The sequence below is a fragment of the Conexibacter woesei Iso977N genome (assembly GCF_000424625.1).
GTDB classification, from domain to species: Bacteria; Actinomycetota; Thermoleophilia; order Solirubrobacterales; family Solirubrobacteraceae; genus Baekduia; species Baekduia woesei_A.
In genome coordinates this window covers 1,987,900-2,006,176 of sequence record NZ_AUKG01000001.1, presented here as the reverse complement: position 1 = coordinate 2,006,176, position 18,277 = coordinate 1,987,900, and the positions used below count along the sequence as shown (strand labels likewise).

Sequence of the window (18,277 nt, the reverse complement as noted above, 5' to 3'; positions counted from 1 at the left end):
CGTCAGCACCGTGCCCCTACGTCAGCACTTCCCCACCGACGCCTTGGCCGGGAACGACGCGCCGGTCTCGTCGGTGAACGTCACGACGAGGTCGCGCGTGGCGTCCTTGCAGCCGGTCGACTCGATGTAGCCGACCTTCCTGCCCCGCTTCCTGACGACGATCGTCCTGAGCGTCGCGTCGGCGTGGGTGACCGTGATGTCGAGGCCGACCTGGTGGCGCAGCAGCTCCGGGACCGTGAACTTCAGGCCGGCCATGTCGCCGCTGGTCACGTACTGCATGTCGATCGCCTGGCGCAGCGCGATCGGGCACGTCGCCAGCTCGGAGCTGACGAACAGCGTCGCGTGGCCCCTGCCGCCGTTGAACAGCTGCAGCGTCGCCGCGCAGGTCGACGCGGTCGACACCGGCTGGCCGGCCGAGCCGATCAGCGCGTTGAGCCTGCCGGCGCCGATCTGCGAGCCCTTCGGGCAGACGTCGGTGGTCGGCGTGGCCGGGGCGTTGATCGCGTCGGCCTTGCAGCCGGGGATCAGCGCGGTGTTGAGGCGGCCGCCCTCGTACATGATCGAGTAGGTCTGGACCGGCGGGGTCTGGTTGCCGGACGGGTCGCTGACGTCGAACCTGAAGCTCAGGCCGCCGGGCTTGGGCCTGGCCTTGGTGCCGCCGTGCACCGAGACGGTGCCGCCGACGGTGAACACGGTCGTCGAAGACGACTGGGCGGTGGCATAGGCCACCGGGCCGAGGGCCGCCAACGCGACCACGGCCAGCACGCGGATGCTGCGCACGGGACTGCTCCTCCTCCTGGGAACTGCGGGACCTGCGGGACGCGCCTACCTTCTCCGCGCGGCGGTCACGGCGTCCCTAGGACATCCGTCCAATCGCGCCCTCCCCAGAAATGACGAAGGGCGGGCCGTGTGGCCCGCCCTTCGGCGTACTTCTATGCCTTGCTCAGTGCTGGATCAGCACTTGCCGGCGGCGTTGCTGGCCTTGGAGGCCGTGCCGGTCTCGTCGGTGAACGTGACCTCGATCTGGCGCTTGCTGCCGGACTTGCAGCCGGTGCCGTCCGAGTAGAAGAGCGCCTTCTTGCCCTTGCCGAACGTCCTGATCGTCGAGGACACCTGCGTGATGCCGGAGTCCAGGCCGGTGACCGGGTGCAGCAGGGTCGGCGGGACCGTGAAGGTCAGGGCGCCGCCCGTCGAGTCGGTCGTCAGCTTGGCGTCGATCGCCTGGGAGATCGAGGCGATGCACTCCGGGGACTGGCCATGCAGGTACAGCGTCAGGCTCCTGGCGCTGCCCGCGTAGATGTCCAGCTTCAGGTTGCACTTGACGTTCGGGTCGATCGCGTTGCCGGCGGCGCCGACGAAGGCCTTGACCTCACCGGTGCCGACGTGCGTCTTGGACGAGCAGCCCGAGTCCGAGGCGGCGGCGTTGATCGTCGCGGCGGAGCAGTACTTGCCGTTGGCGACGTACTTCGGAGCCGACTTCAGACCCTGGAAGTGGATCTTGTACGTCTTGACCGGGTTCGACAACGTGCCGTCGTCGGTCCTGATCGTGTAGTTGAACTTGACGCCGACGGCCTTCGGCTTCGACTTCGTACCACCGCTGGCGATCGAGCCGGTGACGGCGTACTGGTTGGTGGCGGCGATGGCCGCAGCCGTGACACACAGTGCCACGGCCATCACGGCCACGGCAATAGAGACCTTGCGCAAAGCTTCTCCTCCAAGAGATTCGCGGGACGGGAGCGCAGCTTATCCAGAACCTGGAGCGCACGAGAGTTGCGGTCTGAACCAAACGGATTTGCGCCGGGGCGGTCCGCGGCCGAACCTCGGGCGCTGCTACCGTCGCCCGCCGTGCGCGTCCCGACCGACACGATCGCGGCCCCGATGTTCCCGGCGGCCCTGAAGTGGCTCAACGTGGCGACGCTGCGCATGGACAAGCAGCGCGGGCGCCCGGTGCTGCTGGAGTTCTGGGACTTCTGCGACCCCGCGTCGCTGCGCACGCTGCCCTACCTGGACGCGTGGGACGAGCGCTACGGCGAGGCCGGGCTGCGCACGATCCTGGTCCAGGCGCCGGGCTTCGCGCCCGGTCAGGACGCGGACACGGTCGCGGCCGCGATCGAGCGCCTCGGGATCTCGCACCCGGTGCTGCTGGACCCCGAGCTGAAGCTCTGGCAGATCTACGAGAACCAGGGCTGGCCGTCGCGCTACCTGTTCAACCAGGACCTGCGGCTGTTCGAGGTGCACTTCGGCGAGGGCGGCTACCACGAGACCGAGGCGGCGATCCAGGAGCTGCTGGACGTCGGCGGCGAGCCGGTCCCCTACGTGCGCCCCGAGGACGACCCGGACGCGCGGATCGTCGTGCCGACGCCCGACGTCGAGGGACCGTACTCCGGGCCCTACGAGGCCGGCGAGGTCTCGGTGGTCCTGGAGGTCTCCGAGCCCGGGTCCGCGTCGATCGTCGTCAACGGCGAGGAGCGCGCGGTGCAGTACACCGGCGTGCACTCGCTGGTCCGGCACGAGCACCACGAGGCGGGCGTGCTCGACCTCGAGGTCGGCGACGGCGTGCGCTGCCTCGCCACGCTGTTCACGCCCGGCCTAGCCGAGTAGCCGGAGCAGCTCCGGCGGTCCCTCGTCGGTCACGAGGACCGCGCCACCGGGCCAGTACGGGCTCGCGCTGCCGGCCGCGCCGGTGAACGACGGCTCGTGGACCCAGGAGCCCGAGTTGTACAACTTGGTTCCGGACGGCGTCCGCCACTCGCCCGCGTCGTCGGCGGGCAGCGGGCCGGTGCGGTGGCTGTGGCCGAAGATCACGTGCCTCGTATCAACCTGTAGGCGTTGAAGCACCGCGGTCATCGCGTCCAGCGCGTTGCGCCGCAGCGCGTCGCCGGAGAGGTCGGAGCTGACCGGCCCGAGCTTCAGCAGGTTGACCCCGCGGATCCCGAGCGGGAACGCGGCGCCGAGCAGGCGCGCCTTCAGCGGCTGGTGGCCGTCGCCGCTGAGCAAGGTGTAGGCCTTGCCCGCACGGCCCGCGCCCGCGCCGACGCGGCCGTCGTGCGCGCGCTGGGCCGACGCGTGGATCCACGCGTACAGCGGCGCCAGGATCCGCTCGTAGTCCTCGGCGGTCGCGGTCGGCTCGGGGACCTGGCCGACCATCCGCCCCATCACACCCGCGGCGAGGCGCTCGAACGTCGGCACGGTGCCGTGCGGGTCGAGGTAATGGCCATGGGTCGCCCAGACGTCGTCGCGCAGCCAGAGGCCGGGGTAGGCGACCTCGGTGTCGCGGTTCAGCCAGCCCGCGACGCGCTCGGCCAGCGGCGAGGTGGCGGCCGGCGCGGCGGTCGCGCCGAGGCCGAGCGGCGTGGTCCGCGCGTCCAGCCACGGCGCGGCCAGCGCGTAGTCGTGGTTGCCGGGGACGAGGGCGACGCTCGCGTCGGGCGCGAGCGCGTCGCCGATCGTCTCCAGGACCGGCTGGGCGGCGGCGAGCGCCTCCCTGGCCGGGCCGTGGCGCAGCTCCAGCGTGTCGCCGAGCAGGACGAGGCGGTCGACGTCCCGGAGCGCGCGGGTCAGCGCGCGCAGCGCGTCCGGATCCCGGACGAGCACGTCGACGCCCGTGCGGCCGCCGAGGTGCAGGTCCGAGATGACGAGCGTCCGCATGGACGCGGAACGCTAGCCCAGGCCGGCCGCCTTCCGGACGGTCGCCTGCTCGCGGCGGTTGGAGACGACGCGGTCGATCAACTTGTAGGCCACGCCCTCCTGGGCCGTGAAGTAGTTGTCGCGCTCGATGTCAGCCTTGATCCGCAGCTGGTCCTGGCCGGTGTGGTGGGCGTAGATCTCCTCGTAGCGGTGGCGCAGCGCGATCGCCTCGCGGGCGTGGATCTCCATGTCGGTGGTCTGGCCCTGGTAGGAGCCGTGGGGCTGGTGGATCAGGATCCGCGCGTTGGGCAGCGCGCTGCGCTTGCCGGGCGCGCCCCCGGCCAGGACGAGCGAGCCGCCGGACATCGCGATCCCGCAGCAGATCGTCGCCACGTCGCAGCTGACGAACTGCATCGCGTCGTACATCGCCAGCGCCGCGTAGGCGTCGCCGCCCGGGGAGTTGACGTACAGGTTGATGTCCTTGTCGGGGTCGTCGGCCTCCAGGTGCAGGAGCTGGGCGACGACGAGGTTGGCGATGTCGGCGTCGATGACGCTGCCGAGGAACACGACGCGGTCGTTGAGCAGCCGCGAGTAGATGTCGAACGAGCGCTCGCCGCGCGGGGACTGCTCGACGACCATGGGGACGAGGGGCATGGCTTGGCTTCCTTCCGGGCCGGGTGATTTGCGCAACCATTTGGTTGCACGTTGGCGAGCACGGTAGCATCCGCAACCATGGAGTTGCACGAGGAGATCGGCGCGGTGCGGCGGGAGACCGAGTTGGACGCCGCGCGCGAAGACGTCTGGACGCTGGTGAGCGAGCCCGAGGGCCTCGCGACCTGGCTCGCCGACGAGGTCGACCTCGACGCGGTCGAGCCCGGCGCCCGCGGCACCGTCACCGAGCACGGCGAGGAGCGCCACGTGACGATCGAGGAGGTCGAGCCCGGCCGCCGCGTCGCCCTGTCCTGGTGCACGCCCGGCGGAGAGCCGTCGCTCGTCGAGCTGACTCTCGACGACGTGGAGGCCGAGGGCGACGAGGGCGAGCGCCGCACGCGGATGGTCGTCGTCGAGATCCCGCTCGTCACGCTGCGCGTCGTCTCCGCGCCCGCGATCAGCGCCGGCGGGGCCGCTCCGGGCCCGCAGATGGCGCTCGCGCACGCCTGATGGCGGCCACCTCACAGCACGACGATCCGGGGCCGGTCTTCGCGGCGCTGGCGGACCCGACGCGGCGCGAGGTCGTCCGGATGCTCGCCGCGCAGCCGGGCCTGACCGCCTCGGCGCTGGCCGGCGAGCTGCCGGTCTCGCGCCAGGCGATCGCCAAGCACCTCGCTCAGCTGCGCGACGCAGGCCTCGCCGAGGCCGAGGTCTCCGGCCGCGAGACGCGCTACCGCCTCACGCCCGAGCCCCTGGCGGGCGCGATGGCGTGGATGGTCGCCGCCGGCGGCCAGTGGGACGCGCGCCTGGAGCGCCTCAAGCGTCAGCTCTAGCGCGCGGCGAGCCGCGCGCTCCAGATCTCTTCGACCGGCCAGCGCCGCGCCCAGCCGCGGCGCGCGTAGTGGACGACCTCGTCGGGGTCGGCGCCGTCGTCGTCGGGCGCGTAGACCTCGGTGAGGCGCACGTCCTCGAAGCCGGTCTCGCGCAACAGGTCCATCAACTTTCCGTGCGGGAGGTGGAACTCGATGCCGTCGTCGTCCGGCCAGTCGATCCGGTGCAAATCGCGCTGGCTGCGGACCAGCTCGGTGCCGAGCGGGACGTCCTCGTCGCCCGCGCAGAGCATCCCGACGACGCTGCCGACCAAGAACACCAAGTACCCGCCGGACCGAAGCAGCCGCGCGGCCTCGGGGATCCACGCGTAGGGGTCGCACCAGATCGACGCGCCGTACTCGCTGAACGCGAGGTCGAACGCGCCGTCCTCGAGCGGGACGTCCTCGGCGCTCGCGTGGATCAGCGGGAACTCGGGGCCGAAGCGCGCCTGCATCGCCCGCGCGGTCTCCAGCTGGGCCTCGGAGACGTCGATGCCGACCGGCCGCGCCCCCGCGCGCGCCAGCCACGCCGACCAGTACGCGGTCCCGCAGCCGAGCTCGACGACGTCGGCGCCGTCGAGTTGTAGGTCTTGCGGCAGCGCGCGCAGCTCAGCCTCCGGCACGCCGAAGATCCCCCACTGCGGCACCGCCTCCGGCGCCCAGTTGCGCAGCGCGGAGTCCGCTGGCCAGCCCGCGGCGGTGGCGTTCCAGTTCGCGCGGTTGGCCCGCGCGTCGTCACTCAGCCCTTCGAGGTCGCCCATAGGGGCGACCGTAGCGTGGCGCTAGGCCGCGACCGGCGCTTCGTCGGCCAGCAGCGCGGCCGCGGCGCGGCGGCGCTCCTTGGTCTTCCTGAGGTCGAGGTCGGCGCTCTCGAGCAGGTCGTCGGGCGTCGCGCCGTCCTGCGGGAACAGCGCCACGCCGATCGACGCGCGCACCGGCTCCTTGACGGCGGCGCCGGCGGTCCCGGCCTCGATGGCGGCGAGCGCCTCCTCGATCCGCGACGCCAGCATCGTGGCGCCGTCGATGTCGGCCTCGGGCAGCAGGACGCTGAACTCGTCGCCGCCCTGGCGGGCCACGACGTCGGTCCCGCGGACGTTCTCGACGAGCACGCGGCCGACCTCCTGGAGCAGGCGGTCGCCCTCCAGGTGGCCATGGGTCTCGTTGACCTGCTTGAAGGAGTCGACGTCGAGCGTCAGGAGCGCGAAGCGCTGGGGATCCTGGGCGGTCTGCGCGGCGAGCGACTCGTGCAGCTTGCGGTAGTTGCCGACGCCGGTCAGCGGGTCGTGCTGGGAGGCGGCGCGCCACGTGTCGGCGCGCTTCTCCGCGCGGCGGGCGCGCAGCACGGCGACGATCGACGCCGCCGCGAAGCAGCCCGTGGCGGCAGGCCACGAGCCGAGGTCCACCGCGGCGACGAGGCCGCCGGCGGCGAGGGTGGCGTGGGTCACCACGCCCAAGCTTGGGAGGGGAAGGGGCATTCCACTCCTTTTTGTCGGACGCCGAACGGGCGCCCTTGAGGGCGAACGTCCTGGTTAACCCAACTTTTAGGCCGCGGGCGCGGCGGCGGCCATCGCCTGGCGGATGGCCTTGGGGAGCATGAACCGGACGTCCTCCTGGACGACCTGGAACTCCTCGACCTGCTCGGTGCCCCGCGCGCGGAAGAAGTCGACGAGCCGCTGGACGAGCGCCTCGGGCGCGGACGCGCCGCTGCTGATCCCGACGACCCTGCGGCCCTCGAGCCACGCCTCGTCGATCTCGGAGACGTCGTCGATCAGGTACGCGTCGGTGCCCAGCTCGCGCGTGACCTGCACGAGCCGGTTGGAGTTCGACGAGTTCTTGGAGCCGATCACCAGCAGCAGGTCGCAGTGCGCGGCCATCTGCTTGACCGCCGCCTGGCGGTTGGTGGTGGCGTAGCAGATGTCGTCCGTGCGCGGACCGGTGATGGCCGGGAACTTCTCGCGCAGGCGGTTGATGATCGCGCGGGTCTCGTCGACCGAGAGCGTGGTCTGCGAGATGTAGGCGATCCTGTCGGCGTCCGCGACTTCCAGCGCGTCGACGTCGGCCTCGGTCTCGACCAGGACGATGTGGTCCGGGGCCTCGCCCATCGTGCCCTCGACCTCCTCGTGGCCGGCGTGGCCGATGAGGACGATCGTGTAGCCCTCCTGGGCGAACTTGACGGCCTCGCGGTGGACCTTGGTCACCAGCGGGCAGGTCGCGTCGATCGTCTGGAGCCTGCGCTCGGCGGCGTCGGCGTGGACGGCGGGCGACACGCCGTGGGCGGAGAAGACGGTCGTCGCGCCAGCCGGGACGGTGTCGTCGAGCTCCTCGACGAAGATCGCGCCGCGCTGGCGCAACTCCTCGACGACGTGCTTGTTGTGGACGATCTCCTTGCGGACGTAGACGGGTGCGCCGTACAGCTCCAGCGCACGCTCGACGGTCTGCACGGCCCGATCGACCCCGGCGCAGTACCCGCGCGGGGCCGCCAGGAGGATCTTCTCGACGGTGGCGGCCATTCGCGGGCCAGTGTAGAGGCCTCGCGCGCGGCCTCAGTTCGTCGCCGGCCAGTCGGCGATCAGCTGCGTGATCGTCTCCCCCACGGCGTCGATGCTGTCCTCCGACAGCTTGTCGTAGGTGTCGTCGATCGTGTCCTTGTACTTGTAGGACCAGTCGATGAGGTCGACCGCCGGGATCTGCGCCCGCAGGAACGGCGTGTGGTCGTCGAAGATCGAGGCCTGGGTCCTGTCCGGGAAGATCCCCTCGACGCCGACCTTGCCGGCCGCGTCGCGGACCTGCTGCCACAGAGACTGCGTCGAGGAGCCCTCGCGCGGCAGGCGCAGGCCCGTGTTGCCGATGTAGTCGAGCAGGACCATCGCCCGGACCTCCTCGGCGTGCAGCTGCACGTAGGCCTTCGAGCCGCGCAGCGCGTCGGCGTAGAAGTCCCTGGTCGGGTGCGGCTCCTCCTCGCCGTCGAAGAGGACGAAGCGGATCCCGGGGCTGACCGCGCTGCGCGTGAGCGACTTGATGGACTTGGCCAGCTCGATCACGGTGCCGACCGCGGCGGCCGCGTCGTTGGCGCCGACGAAGCCCTTGGGGTGGTACTCGGTGTCGTAATGGGCGCCGATCACGATCACCGGTCCGGGGCCGGGCAGGTCGCCGACGATGTTGCGCAGGCCGGGCTGGCCGGGGACGTCCTCGAAGTGCGCGTCGGGGAGCATCGGCTTGAGCCTGTCGGCGACGGCGCGCAGCGTCTTCGATCCCGCGGGGCGCTGGCCGGCGTCGACCTGCATCCTCGCGATCGCCATCGCCGCGGCGGCGTCGAAGCGCCTCGTGTGCGTCTTCGGGACCTTGCCCGCGGGGACGGTCATGGCGGGCGCCTCGTTGTTGTCGTCGGAGCCGCCGCCGAGGAACGGGAAGCCGTGGATCGCCAGGGCGATCAGCCCGCCGAACAGGATCAGCTGGCCGACGAGCGCGATGACGAGCAGCTTGACCGACAGGCGGCGCGCGTCGTCTTCCGGCGGCGTGACTTCGGGCGCGCCATGTTCGTCGGATTCGTCCATCTGCGACCCGGGAAGGTACCCGCCAGACCGGGTGGGAGCGCCGACTGAATGACCTGCACCGCTCGCGATCCCGGAGTAGGGTGACGCTTGAGAGTGACGAGAACTCGGGGGAGTCTGGGAATGGCACAGCAGCATCTGGATCGACTGACCGCGGTCGACGCGTCGTTCCTGGCCCAAGAGGGGCCGGCGTCGCACATGCACATCGGCGGCATCGTGGTCTGCGAAGGGCCCGCCCCGGGCTACGAGGAGATGCTCGACCACATCCGCGGGCGCTTGCACTTGGTCCCGCGCTACCGGCAGAAGCTCGCCCAGCCGCCGCTGGAGACCGGGCGGCCGCTGTGGGTCGACGACCCCAACTTCAACTTGGAGTACCACGTCCGGCAGACCGCGCTGCCCGCGCCGGGCGATGAGGGCCAGCTGATGCAGCTGGTCGCGCGGATCATGTCCCAGCAGTTGGACCGGTCCAAGCCGCTGTGGGAGATGTGGATCATCGAGGGGCTCGACGACGGCGGCTTCGCGCTGATCTCCAAGACCCACCACGCGCTGATCGACGGGATCAGCGGCGTCGACCTCGCGACCGTGATGTTCGACCTGTCGCCGGTGCCGGCCGACGTGCCGCACCCGGACGAGCCGTGGCAGCCGCACGACGTCCCGAGCGGGACCGAGCTGGTCGCGGGCGGCGCGCTGGGCGCGGCGCGCGCGGCGGCGGCCGGGCTCGCGGGCGCGGTGTCGCTGGTCCGCAACCCGGGCGCGACGCTGCGGGCGCTGTCGGAGGCGTCGCAGGGCCTCGGGGAGGTGGCGTGGGCGGGGCTGAACCCGGCGCCCGAGACGCCGCTGAACGTCGAGATCGGCCCGCACCGGCGCTACCGCGTGGTCCGCAACCAGCTGACGGACTTCAAGGAGGTCAAGAACGCGCTGGGCGGGACGGTCAACGACGTGGTGTTGACGGTCGTGACCGGCGCGCTGCGCGACTGGCTGCATTCGCGCGGCGTCAGGACCGAGGGGCTGGAGCTGCGGGCGCTCGTGCCCGTGTCGACGCGCGGGTCCGACGAGAGGGGCGCGCTGGGCAACCGCATCACGGTGATGCGCGGGCCGCTGCCCGTGTACATCGCGGACCCGATCGCGCGGCTGCGCGCGGTGAGGGCGGCGATGGATGGTTTGAAGGAGTCCAAGCAGGCCGTGGGCGCAGAGGTGCTGACCGGTGTGCAGTCCTTCGCACCGCCGACGATCCTGGCGCAGGCCTCGCGGCTGAACTTCTCGACGCGGTTGTTCAACCTGATCGTGACCAACGTGCCCGGGCCGCAGTTGCCGTTGTACGTGCGCGGGCGCGAGATGCACGACGTCTTCCCCGTCGCCTTCCTGCCCAGGGGCCACAGCCTGGCGATCGCGATCATGTCCTACAACGGCCAGATGAACTTCGGCCTGCTGGGCGACTACGACGCGCTCCCCGACCTCGACCGCATCGCCGACGGCATCGAGGCCTCGCTGGCCGAGCTGCTCTCGCTGGCCCGCCACCGCGGCCCGCGCATCGCGTCGCCGAACGGCAACGGCGCGGCTGCGGAGTCCACCTCGGAGCCCGCGCCGACGACCTAGCGCGGTACCTCAGCGGGCGACGCGGACCGAGGCGTCCGCCCTCACCGGCGGCGGCTCGCGGTTGCCGGCGTGGTCGACGGCGATCGTGAAGAAGCTGTAGCGGCTGCCGCGCTTCCCGCGCAGGCGCAGGGAGTGGGCGACGGTCGCCTTGAGCCTGCGGGCCGTGTGGCCCGGGGTCGCACGCCAGATCTCGAAGTGGTCGATCCCGGAGGCGACGACGCCGGCCACCGCGTCGTCCTCGCCGCGCCAGCGCAGCAGGATCGAGCGGCCCCGGACCTTCGGGCGCTCGAGCTGCGACGTCGGCGGGTGGAAGTCGACGCTGCGGGCCGCGGCGACCGCGGCGCCCGCGTCGAGGATCCCCCAGCCGAGGTCCGGCGACCAGTCGGCACCGGGGCGCGCGGCGGTCTGCTTGAGGATCCGGACGACGTCGGCGGGCGGCAGGTCCGGGTTCAGGTGGCGCATCAGCGCGGCGACGCCGGCGACCTGCGGCGCGGCCATCGACGTCCCGCGCAGGTAGGCGTAGCGGCTGTCGCCCTCGAACCTCGTGCGGCACTGGCACGGCGCGATCGAGTCGCCGAGCGGGTCGCTGGGGTCGCGATGGCGGCGCTCCAGGAGCGTGCGCTGCGCGGGGAACGCGCCGAGGATCCCGCGCGGGCCGCTGCCGCCGTAGGTGCCGTAGGCGGCCATCGAGACCTGGCTGCCGAGGCCGGCGAAGTCCGCGCGGCGGTCGCGGGCGTCGGCGGCGGTGACGGTCAGGCCGAAGTTGGTGTTGATGTCGGCGCCGGTGCCGTTGGGCTGCAGGACGTTGGCGGGGATGCCCTGCTCCTGGCTGGGGACGTCGGCCGCCGCCGCGACGAGGACCGCGCCCTTGCTGTTGGCGTACTGCAGCGCCTGGACGAGCTGGGGCGACGCGGCGAAGCGGCTGTCGGCCCCGAAGGACATGTTGATGGCCTCGGCGCCGTTGTCGGCGGCCCAGGTCAGCGCGGCGATCACCGAGGTCTCGGACAGGTCGGACTTGGCGATCAGCAGGCCGCAGTCGAGGCCGGCGCCGGCGATCCCGATGCCGTTGTCGGGCTCGCCGCAGGCGAGCGAGGCGACGTGCGTGCCGTGGCCGTCCTCGTCGGTCGTCGCGGGGCCGTCGCCGGGCGTGCTGTCGAAGTCGGCGGACGCGAGGATCTTGTTCTGCAGCTCCGGGTGGGTCGCGTCGACGCCGGTGTCGATGATCGCGACGCGCGCGCCCTCGCCGGTCGCCGTGTCCCAGGCGGACGTGAGGTTCTCGCGCGCGGCCCACCACTCGACGGTCGTGCCGTCATCCCCGCGCTCGGGCGCCGTCATGGCTGGGTCGTCGGGGACGTAGCGCGGGCTGAACCGCAGCTCCGGCCGGACCGACGCAACCCGCGGATCGCGCTTCAGCCGCGCCTCGAGGGCACGCAGCGCGCGCTGGCCGCGGGTCCGGGGCTGCACGGCGGCGATGCGCAGCCGCGGCACGCTGATCGCGGTCTTCGCACCCGCACCGGCAGCGACCCCGTTGACCGCCGCGGCCTCGGCCTTGCCGGGCGGGGGTGGCTTCAACTGCACCAACAACCGCCCGGTGGTCCCGGCCGCTGCGCCTGCGCCAGCCGCCGTGGCTCCGCCGGCGGTCGTGGCTCCGCCGGCCGCCGTCCCTCCGCCGGCGCGCGCCGCCGCGACAGGGACCGTCGCCAACGCCGTGGTCAGCGTTGCCGTGATCGCCACCGCCGCTGAGCGCGCCGGTCGCATGGAAGAGGTGAGCGTGCCGGGCTTAGTAGCCCAGCGCGAACTTCGCGTCTTCGGACATCCGGTCCGGCGTCCAGGGCGGGCTGAACGTCATGGTGGACTCGACGGACGTCACACCGTCGAGCTCGGTCACGAACTCCTCGATCTGCTCGCTGACCTGCGGGCCGATCGGGCAGCCGGGTGAGGTCAGCGAGAACGTGACGTGCACGTCGCCGGCTGAGACCTCGATCCCGTAGATGAGGCCGAGCTCGACGAAGTCGAGACCCAGCTCGGGATCGATCACGTTGGTGAGAGCGGCTTCGACATCCTCGACGGAGGGCATTGCCCTTGAGTCTAGCCCCGGCGGTGGAGTAGGTTCGCTGCCATCGTCACCTACAGCGAACACCCGCCGGTGATCTGCTGCTCGGGGGACGAGGATCGGTCCACGCAGAGCCGCCGAAGGCCTGCCCTCTCACGGGCGCTCTACGCGGGCGGAACGGTCCTCGTCGACCTGCATGAGCTGGTCTTCGCCGACCCCTCGTTGATGGTCGAGCTCGCGATGGTCGCCCGCCGCGTCCGCCAGACCGGCGGCTCGCTGTTGATCCGCGGCGCCCAGCCGCAGATCCAGCGCCTCATCGAGGTCGTGGGCCTGCACCGCCTGCCGAACGTCACGCTCGACGTGACCCCGGCGCCGGCGTAGCCGCCGCGCGCCTGCGCCCCACCGCGGACGCCTCGCTGCCGCCACCCTCCGCCCCTCCCCACGTGCGGGCGCGCGGCGCGACCGCGTAGCCTTCGGGCGGCCGATGCCCTTCCTCTTCCTGCTCGCCCTCTTCGTGGTCGTGCCGATCCTGGAGATCTACGTGATCATCCAGGTCGGCCAGGCCATCGGTGCGGTGCCGACGATCGCGCTGCTCATCGTCGACTCGATCCTCGGGTCGTTGTTGATGAAGTCGCAGGGTCGCGCGGCGTGGCGGCGATTCCAGCTGGCGCTGGCGGAGGGGCGGGTGCCCGGGCGCGAGGTCCTCGACGGCGTCCTGGTCATCTTCGGCGGCGCGTTCCTGCTGACGCCCGGGTTCTGCAGCGACATCGTCGGCGCATTGCTCTTGCTTCCGCCCACGCGCGCGGTCATCCGCCGGATCGTCGTCCGGCGGTTCTCGTTCAGCGTGCTGACCGACGCGCCGTCGCCGCGGTTCCGCCGCGGCCCGGGCGGCAGCACGGGCCCCGGGGACGCCGACGTCGAGGGCACCGCGACCGAGATCGACCCCAGGAGACTCCCTTGATCGTGACCGCCGACTCCGAGGCGCCCCGCGAGCTTGTTGTAGGTCAAAGCGACGCCGTGACCGTGGCGTTCGCCGACGAGCACGCCGATGTCTGCGGCGTCGCCCGGATCGGGCGGGCGCTGGACGAGAGCGGTGCCGTCGTCACCTCCGGTCTGGCCGTCCTGTTCGCGGGCGGCTCGCCGGTCGCGGTCCGGGCCGAGGGCGGCGTGCCCGCGGGCGAGGGCCTCGGCTGGGGTCGCGCGGAGGCGGCGGGCGTCTGGACCGAGGTCGTCGACCCGCTGCGCGCATGGCGGATCCACTTCGACTCCGAGGACGGCGAGCACTCGTTCCTGTTGGATCTGGAAGCGGTGAGCACTCCAGCAGTGCTCGACGGCGACGCGGCAACCGCGAAGCTCGGCGGCATGGAGGGCTACGACCAGCTGATCAAGGTCACCGGCCGGGTGACGGTCGGCGGCGTGCAGCGGACGTTCTCCGGCCGCGGCCAGCGCGGGCATTCCTGGGGCGCGCCGGACTGGGACAAGCTGACGCTGGCCCGGACCATGGGCGTGTGGCTCGACGGCGACGCGGGCGTGACGCTGACCGCGGTCCGCGGCACGAAGGCCTCGTCGCACGCCGACGAGTCGATCCACGCCGTGCTGCTCGGGCGCGATGGCGAGACCGGCGAGCCGGTCTCGTTGGTCGTCGCCGACCCGCGCGTATCGACGACCTACGACGCCGAAGGCCGCCAGCGCCACGCAGGCCTCGAGCTCTACGAGACCGACGAGTCCCCCTACGCCCGCCGCGCCGCCGGCGAAGTCGCCTGCGGCACCACCCTCGACCTCGGCCGCCTCCGCCTCGACACCGCCTTCTTCACCTGGCGCATGGAAGGCAGGTCGGGCGTGGGGCGCTACGACGTGCTCCGCCGCGTCGAGGCGTAGCGCTCCCGCGGTCCAGCATGGGGCGCAACGACGTCGCGCCACACGCCACTCCGCGGACGTCGCAGCGGCGCGCCGCGCCGAAGCCATTCCACAGGCGGCAGCGCCGCAGCCCACGAAGTGGACCGCGGCGCGGGACTCCACTCGTTCGCCACGACACGCCGCAGCACGACACCGCGCGGAGGCGCGCCTGCGCCCCGCTCCACGCCCGGCGGAGCGGGGTGACTCGAAGCGCCCCCGACGGAGCGGCTCGGCGCCCCGGGGCGAACCCGCGCGCCTAGTTGTCGCTGCCCAGGCGGTCCCAGAGGTAGAGCTCGACGCACTCCTGCGCCAGCTCCATCGAGCGCTCGCGCGAGAGGCGCGGCAGCACAGTCTCCAGGGCCTGCTCTTCGGCGACGCCGGCCTCGAACGCCTCCTCGCCGCGGAACCCGGCGGCGATCTTCAAGGCCTCGCGGCGGTTCTCGCCGAGCGTCGGGAAGACGTTCATCAGGAAGTCGCGGTTGGCGATCGGTTGACCGACTTCCAGCGAGGCGTGCCAAGCGGCGAGCATCGACAGGTCGTGCTCGTCGAGATCAGCGACAGCCTTCGCGTAGTGCGTGTCCAACTCACGCTCCGGGATCTCGTCCACCCAGGCACGGACCAGCTCGCCGAGCAGCTGCCGGCGGGCCTCTCGGCCGACGGACTCTGCGATGACGCGGATCGCGTCGTGGGGTTCGATGAAGCAGAGGGCCATGGGGGCTCCGGGCACTCGGGGGTACTGGACGCCGCCAAGGTACGCCCCCCATCGGACGGCAAAACCCGCCCAATTCATGGCCGTTTGGGAAGTTCCTGCACGTTGCGAGATTTCATCGGGCGCAAGTCGTCCGGTCCACCTGCTTTTACGCGCGCGTGCGTACTGTTGCCGTGCGAGTCTGCGGCACGGTGTCGGGGTCGCCGCTGTAAGCGACCGAGACGGTCGCGCTACGCGCTGCCGCGATCGCGGGACTGAGCATCAGCGTCGTCCGGAACGCACGCCGCGCGATCGCCACACGCTTCGTGAGCGTCCGCGCGCGCCCGCGGATCCGGACGCGATACCGCACGGTGACGCGCCCGGACGCCCGAGCGCCGACGGTCCCCGCGACCGTCACGCGCCGCCCGACGCGGCGCAGCGTCGTGAGCTTCAGCGCGGGGCTGACCTTCTTGATCTGGGTCGCGGGCGGCCTCTGCGCGGGCGGCCTCCCACAACTGACGAGGCAACCAGGCAAGCCCGGCGTGAGTGACTGCTCACCAGGCGCCTGCTGCGGCTCATCCCGAGGGGCGGGCGGGGCCGGAGGAGACGGCGGTGGCGCCGCGTACGTCAGCGCGAGCGTCGCCGCGCTCTCCGGATCAGCATGGCCGAGCTGGTCCTCGAGCCAAACCCGGACCGTCGCAGCACCCGTCGCGGGGAGCGCGAGGCCGTCGATGCGCGTAGTCGACGGCGCAGCCCTCACCTCGCCACAGCTTCCGGACTGACACACCTGGTAGCGCGCAGCCGTGATCGGCGCCCCACTGTCAGCCGGCAGCAACCACGCAACCGAGAAGTTGTTGGTGTTGGACGTCGCCTGCGGCGAACCGATGCCAACCGGCGCCGCCGGAGCGCCGTTGTCAACCAACAAGGGGGCGTTCCGCCTGACCCTCGTCTCGTTGCTCGCGGAATCAACAACACCAACATCGATCTGATGCGAACCATCAGCCAACCCCACAGTCGGGATCCCAACCGCAGCACCCCCCTCATCGCTACACGGCCTCGGCCGGTCATACCGACACGTCCGCTGAACTATCGCGATCAACGACCCATCGGCATACACCTTGGTCGCCGCAATCCCAGTGGCATCCCTCGACGCAACCACCAACGGCAACGAACCCTGCCGCCACCCACTCCCCGTCCACCCATAGCCGTCAACCCCATCGACCACCGGCGCGCCACCATCAGCGATGGTCAGGAACGCACTGAGGATCTGCACCTCTGCGCGCGGGAGTGAGAAGCCGTTGGCGCATACGTTGTCGCTGTTGGCACGGCAGTAGATCCCGGCAACAAGGGTCGACGCAGAGAGATTGGGGACATCTCGGTACGCAAGCACGTCGTTCGCGAAGTTGCCGTCGTACGCGAACCAATCGGTTCCACCGACGCCACATGTCTGATGACCGACGACGAAATCACAAGTTTCCGAGACCTGGCTTGGGTCGCCAATCGCGGTGTACGGCTGCCAGTGATTGTCGAGCTGCTTGAAAATCGACCGCCACCACCGCACACGCAGGATCGTCGTGCCGTCCACTGGCGAGAACGCGAGTTCGACTCGATCGCCGACGGCCGCCTCGAAGCCCTGGTCAACTCCGAGGCGGTCGCCAACCCACAGACCAGCATGCTGATAGTCGGGCGCCTGACTGTCGGGTGCCAGTCGTGACGGTGGACAATCGATGCCCGACGCAAGCGCAGTCTGGTCGTTGTTGATGGTCTCGCTCCACCCCGTTGCAGAACCAGTCTCGCCGCAAGATTGGATGACGAAGGAACCCCCACCCGCGACCGGTCCAACGTCACTTGGGAGTGGTCGCGGTTGCGCAACTGCTACACCGATCAACGCCAGTATTAGCCCGGCCGTCGCAGCAGCAATCTGTCCAATCCGCATGAGCATCTGTCGTTCCGGGTTCGGAGTCCGTCTACGTCCTGAGATGGACGACGATGACCACCGAACGCGCGCGTACCCCGCTGGGGTCCCGGTACCCGATCGACAGCTGGCTGATCGATCCTGAGACGCGAATGCGCAAGTTGTCCGCGCGGAAACGCGCACGCTTAGCAATCCGCGGGAAGGCCTTGCCTCGTTGACGGGCATAGACGTCTACGCGAGCGTCCACATTCGCTGGCCTGTGAACCAGCCGCAACGAGAGCCAGCCTTGCCTGACTGCGACCGATCGCACGACTGGACGAGGAAGCTGGTCTGGCACGTGATTCGCCTGCGTCACAGACAGTCCCGCGCTCGCAGGCTGCGACGACGGAGGAGTCACATCACCGGCCCTATTCGCTTCGTTCGATGGCGAATCGTTTCCGGTCGGCTGCGAGTCGCTAGCGGTGCTGGAGGGCACGACGGGCCCGCTCAACGGAATTGCCGAATGACCGGTGCTTAGCGCAACGGTCAGACGCGTGCTAGCCCGGAATGCAGCGCCGACATCGATAACAAGGCCAGCCTCGGCGTCTCGTCCACCACTACGCATGGCTTGCTCGGAAGCATCCACACCCAGCCCCGAGTCAAGACCTCGCATCTGTGCGAGGACGGCCGCAACAAACGCCGTCGCTTCGCTCGACCCACTAGCCCACGCGGGGACGCCAGTGCCATCGGGGCGTCCGACGTCGAGCGGACAGCCTGGAGCCCAGAGATCGACGGCCGTTCCCCACGAGGCGAAGCTGCATCGCGCGCCAGTTCCGGTCGCTGCGCCGACGGCGAAGGTCGGGGTATATCCAGCAGGCCAATCAACAACCCCGCGTTCGCTGTTGCCGGCCGCAGCAACGACGTTCAGTCCATACAGACGGGCGTTGTCAATGGTGTCTTGAAACTCAGTTCGCTGAGCGATGCTCGCGGCGATGGTGCTGCCGTCTCCGCCTAGGCTGAGGGACACGACTTTGATGTTGTAGGCGCTGCGCTTCGTGATGCAGAGCTGAACAGCCGCATGGACGTCTAGTCCCGTAAAGGTGCGCCCGTCTCTCGACGCGCGCACTGAGACGACGTCAATAGACGGCGCAGCGCCGACCATGCCGAAGTCGTTCTTTGGTGCGGATGCGATGGTTGCCATCAAGGTCCCGTGCTTGACGGGACTGACGTCGGAGCCATCGCTGCCGTCGACCGCGAAGCGGGCGATGACGTTGGTGGTGTCGGGTGTGGAGTCGGTGCCGGTGTCGACGATGCAGACGGCGGCGCGGCGGGTGGGAGCGGGGATCCAGGTTGAGTCGGTGGCGTTGCTTGCGGCGGCTTGGGAGGTGAAGACCTCTTCGGCGGATGCGGGGGCCACCGCCAGGAAGGCGGCGGCGAGGAGCGCTAGGGCGG

At 71.0% G+C, this 18,277-nt stretch carries 20 protein-coding genes; 7 read left to right on the top strand and 13 right to left on the bottom strand.

The genetic code is table 11. From position 1 onward, the window contains the following. Positions 1-21 precede the first annotated feature (21 nt). A complete protein-coding gene (locus H030_RS0109845; RefSeq protein ID WP_027005996.1) occupies positions 22-780 on the bottom strand; it encodes a hypothetical protein in 759 nt (252 codons plus the stop codon). A gap of 174 nt (positions 781-954) precedes the next feature. Next, complete coding sequence (locus H030_RS0109840) at positions 955-1,668, bottom strand: hypothetical protein (RefSeq protein ID WP_155891953.1); 714 nt, start codon at positions 1,666-1,668, stop codon at positions 955-957. 177 nt (positions 1,669-1,845) lie between these two features. Here H030_RS0109840 and H030_RS0109835 point away from each other — a divergent pair, with 177 nt between their 5' ends. Further along, entirely contained in the window at positions 1,846-2,601 is a 756-nt protein-coding gene (locus tag H030_RS0109835) for a dipZ protein (RefSeq protein WP_027005994.1), read from the top strand. On the opposite strand, the gene H030_RS0109830 is transcribed toward H030_RS0109835, so the two are convergent. Beyond that, the gene (locus H030_RS0109830; protein ID WP_027005993.1) at positions 2,590-3,648 is read right to left on the bottom strand and encodes a metallophosphoesterase; all 1,059 of its coding nucleotides are present in this window, start codon (positions 3,646-3,648) and stop codon (positions 2,590-2,592) included. The genes H030_RS0109835 and H030_RS0109830 overlap by 12 nt on opposite strands. A 12-nt stretch (positions 3,649-3,660) precedes the next feature. Further along, a complete protein-coding gene (locus H030_RS0109825) occupies positions 3,661-4,281 on the bottom strand; it encodes an ATP-dependent Clp protease proteolytic subunit (RefSeq protein ID WP_027005992.1) in 621 nt (206 codons plus the stop codon). Positions 4,282-4,359: 78 nt separating this feature from the next. Here H030_RS0109825 and H030_RS36810 point away from each other — a divergent pair, with 78 nt between their 5' ends. Both H030_RS36810 and H030_RS0109815 read left to right on the top strand, forming a co-directional pair. Continuing rightward, positions 4,360-4,788: an SRPBCC domain-containing protein gene (locus H030_RS36810; protein WP_051222224.1), complete on the top strand. Its 429-nt coding sequence runs from the start codon at positions 4,360-4,362 to the stop codon at positions 4,786-4,788. Continuing rightward, on the top strand, positions 4,788-5,111 hold the full coding sequence (locus H030_RS0109815) for an ArsR/SmtB family transcription factor (protein ID WP_051222222.1): 324 nt from the start codon (positions 4,788-4,790) through the stop codon (positions 5,109-5,111). Before H030_RS36810 ends, H030_RS0109815 begins: the two co-directional genes overlap by 1 nt. Here the strand turns inward: H030_RS0109815 and H030_RS0109810 are convergent. The 4 genes from H030_RS0109810 to H030_RS0109795 form a co-directional block, all read right to left on the bottom strand. Continuing rightward, entirely contained in the window at positions 5,108-5,908 is an 801-nt protein-coding gene (locus tag H030_RS0109810) for a class I SAM-dependent methyltransferase (RefSeq protein WP_155891952.1), read from the bottom strand. The two genes, H030_RS0109815 and H030_RS0109810, sit on opposite strands and share 4 nt — an antisense overlap. A 21-nt stretch (positions 5,909-5,929) precedes the next feature. Continuing rightward, on the bottom strand, positions 5,930-6,592 hold the full coding sequence (locus tag H030_RS0109805) for a GGDEF domain-containing protein (RefSeq protein ID WP_027005989.1): 663 nt from the start codon (positions 6,590-6,592) through the stop codon (positions 5,930-5,932). A 96-nt stretch (positions 6,593-6,688) separates the two neighbouring features. Then, positions 6,689-7,657, bottom strand: a complete 969-nt coding sequence (locus H030_RS0109800) for a 4-hydroxy-3-methylbut-2-enyl diphosphate reductase (RefSeq protein WP_027005988.1) — start codon at positions 7,655-7,657, stop codon at positions 6,689-6,691. 33 nt (positions 7,658-7,690) lie between these two features. After that, positions 7,691-8,701, bottom strand: coding sequence for a M28 family metallopeptidase (locus H030_RS0109795; protein ID WP_027005987.1), 1,011 nt, complete (start codon positions 8,699-8,701; stop codon positions 7,691-7,693). A 120-nt stretch (positions 8,702-8,821) separates the two neighbouring features. Between H030_RS0109795 and H030_RS30845 the strand changes: the two genes are divergently transcribed. Then, positions 8,822-10,294 (top strand): WS/DGAT/MGAT family O-acyltransferase, encoded by a 1,473-nt coding sequence (locus tag H030_RS30845; RefSeq protein ID WP_035126055.1) that lies wholly within the window; start codon positions 8,822-8,824, stop codon positions 10,292-10,294. A 9-nt stretch (positions 10,295-10,303) separates the two neighbouring features. Here the strand turns inward: H030_RS30845 and H030_RS0109785 are convergent, their stop codons facing one another. Together H030_RS0109785 and H030_RS0109780 are read right to left on the bottom strand one after the other, a co-directional pair. Beyond that, on the bottom strand, positions 10,304-12,028 hold the full coding sequence (locus H030_RS0109785) for a S8 family peptidase (protein WP_027005986.1): 1,725 nt from the start codon (positions 12,026-12,028) through the stop codon (positions 10,304-10,306). A gap of 46 nt (positions 12,029-12,074) precedes the next feature. Beyond that, the gene (locus tag H030_RS0109780; protein WP_027005985.1) at positions 12,075-12,371 is read right to left on the bottom strand and encodes a metal-sulfur cluster assembly factor; all 297 of its coding nucleotides are present in this window, start codon (positions 12,369-12,371) and stop codon (positions 12,075-12,077) included. A 69-nt stretch (positions 12,372-12,440) separates the two neighbouring features. Between H030_RS0109780 and H030_RS0109775 the strand changes: the two genes are divergently transcribed. From H030_RS0109775 to H030_RS0109765, 3 genes are all read left to right on the top strand, one after another. Next, a complete protein-coding gene (locus H030_RS0109775; protein WP_027005984.1) occupies positions 12,441-12,728 on the top strand; it encodes an STAS domain-containing protein in 288 nt (95 codons plus the stop codon). 103 nt (positions 12,729-12,831) lie between these two features. Beyond that, complete coding sequence (locus H030_RS30840; protein WP_081690648.1) at positions 12,832-13,308, top strand: FxsA family protein; 477 nt, start codon at positions 12,832-12,834, stop codon at positions 13,306-13,308. Between the two features lie 2 nt (positions 13,309-13,310). Continuing rightward, a complete protein-coding gene (locus tag H030_RS0109765) occupies positions 13,311-14,225 on the top strand; it encodes a hypothetical protein (protein WP_155891949.1) in 915 nt (304 codons plus the stop codon). 274 nt (positions 14,226-14,499) lie between these two features. On the opposite strand, the gene H030_RS0109760 is transcribed toward H030_RS0109765, so the two are convergent. The 3 genes from H030_RS0109760 to H030_RS38340 all read right to left on the bottom strand — a co-directional run bounded on the left by H030_RS0109760 (position 14,500) and on the right by H030_RS38340 (position 18,242). Further along, positions 14,500-14,955: a hypothetical protein gene (locus H030_RS0109760; RefSeq protein WP_027005982.1), complete on the bottom strand. Its 456-nt coding sequence runs from the start codon at positions 14,953-14,955 to the stop codon at positions 14,500-14,502. 145 nt (positions 14,956-15,100) lie between these two features. Continuing rightward, positions 15,101-16,516 carry a hypothetical protein gene (locus H030_RS0109755; protein WP_027005981.1) on the bottom strand — a complete coding sequence of 472 codons (1,416 nt, stop codon included), beginning with the start codon at positions 16,514-16,516 and terminating at the stop codon, positions 15,101-15,103. A gap of 382 nt (positions 16,517-16,898) precedes the next feature. Next, a complete protein-coding gene (locus H030_RS38340; protein ID WP_196809064.1) occupies positions 16,899-18,242 on the bottom strand; it encodes a S8 family peptidase in 1,344 nt (447 codons plus the stop codon). Positions 18,243-18,277: the final 35 nt, after the last annotated feature.

Bases quoted from the DNA above. Each gene is read 5' to 3' on its own strand.
- H030_RS0109825 (WP_027005992.1), bottom strand. From the start codon at position 4,281: ATGCCCCTCGTCCCCATGGTCGTCGAGCAGTCCCCGCGCGGCGAGCGC.
- H030_RS36810 (WP_051222224.1), top strand. From the start codon at position 4,360: ATGGAGTTGCACGAGGAGATCGGCGCGGTGCGGCGGGAGACCGAGTTG.
- H030_RS0109810 (WP_155891952.1), bottom strand. From the start codon at position 5,908: ATGGGCGACCTCGAAGGGCTGAGTGACGACGCGCGGGCCAACCGCGCG.
- H030_RS0109780 (WP_027005985.1), bottom strand. From the start codon at position 12,371: ATGCCCTCCGTCGAGGATGTCGAAGCCGCTCTCACCAACGTGATCGAT.
- H030_RS0109830 (WP_027005993.1), bottom strand. From the start codon at position 3,648: ATGCGGACGCTCGTCATCTCGGACCTGCACCTCGGCGGCCGCACGGGC.
- H030_RS0109800 (WP_027005988.1), bottom strand. From the start codon at position 7,657: ATGGCCGCCACCGTCGAGAAGATCCTCCTGGCGGCCCCGCGCGGGTAC.
- H030_RS0109760 (WP_027005982.1), bottom strand. From the start codon at position 14,955: ATGGCCCTCTGCTTCATCGAACCCCACGACGCGATCCGCGTCATCGCA.
- H030_RS0109795 (WP_027005987.1), bottom strand. From the start codon at position 8,701: ATGGACGAATCCGACGAACATGGCGCGCCCGAAGTCACGCCGCCGGAA.
- H030_RS30845 (WP_035126055.1), top strand. From the start codon at position 8,822: ATGGCACAGCAGCATCTGGATCGACTGACCGCGGTCGACGCGTCGTTC.
- H030_RS0109815 (WP_051222222.1), top strand. From the start codon at position 4,788: ATGGCGGCCACCTCACAGCACGACGATCCGGGGCCGGTCTTCGCGGCG.
- H030_RS30840 (WP_081690648.1), top strand. From the start codon at position 12,832: ATGCCCTTCCTCTTCCTGCTCGCCCTCTTCGTGGTCGTGCCGATCCTG.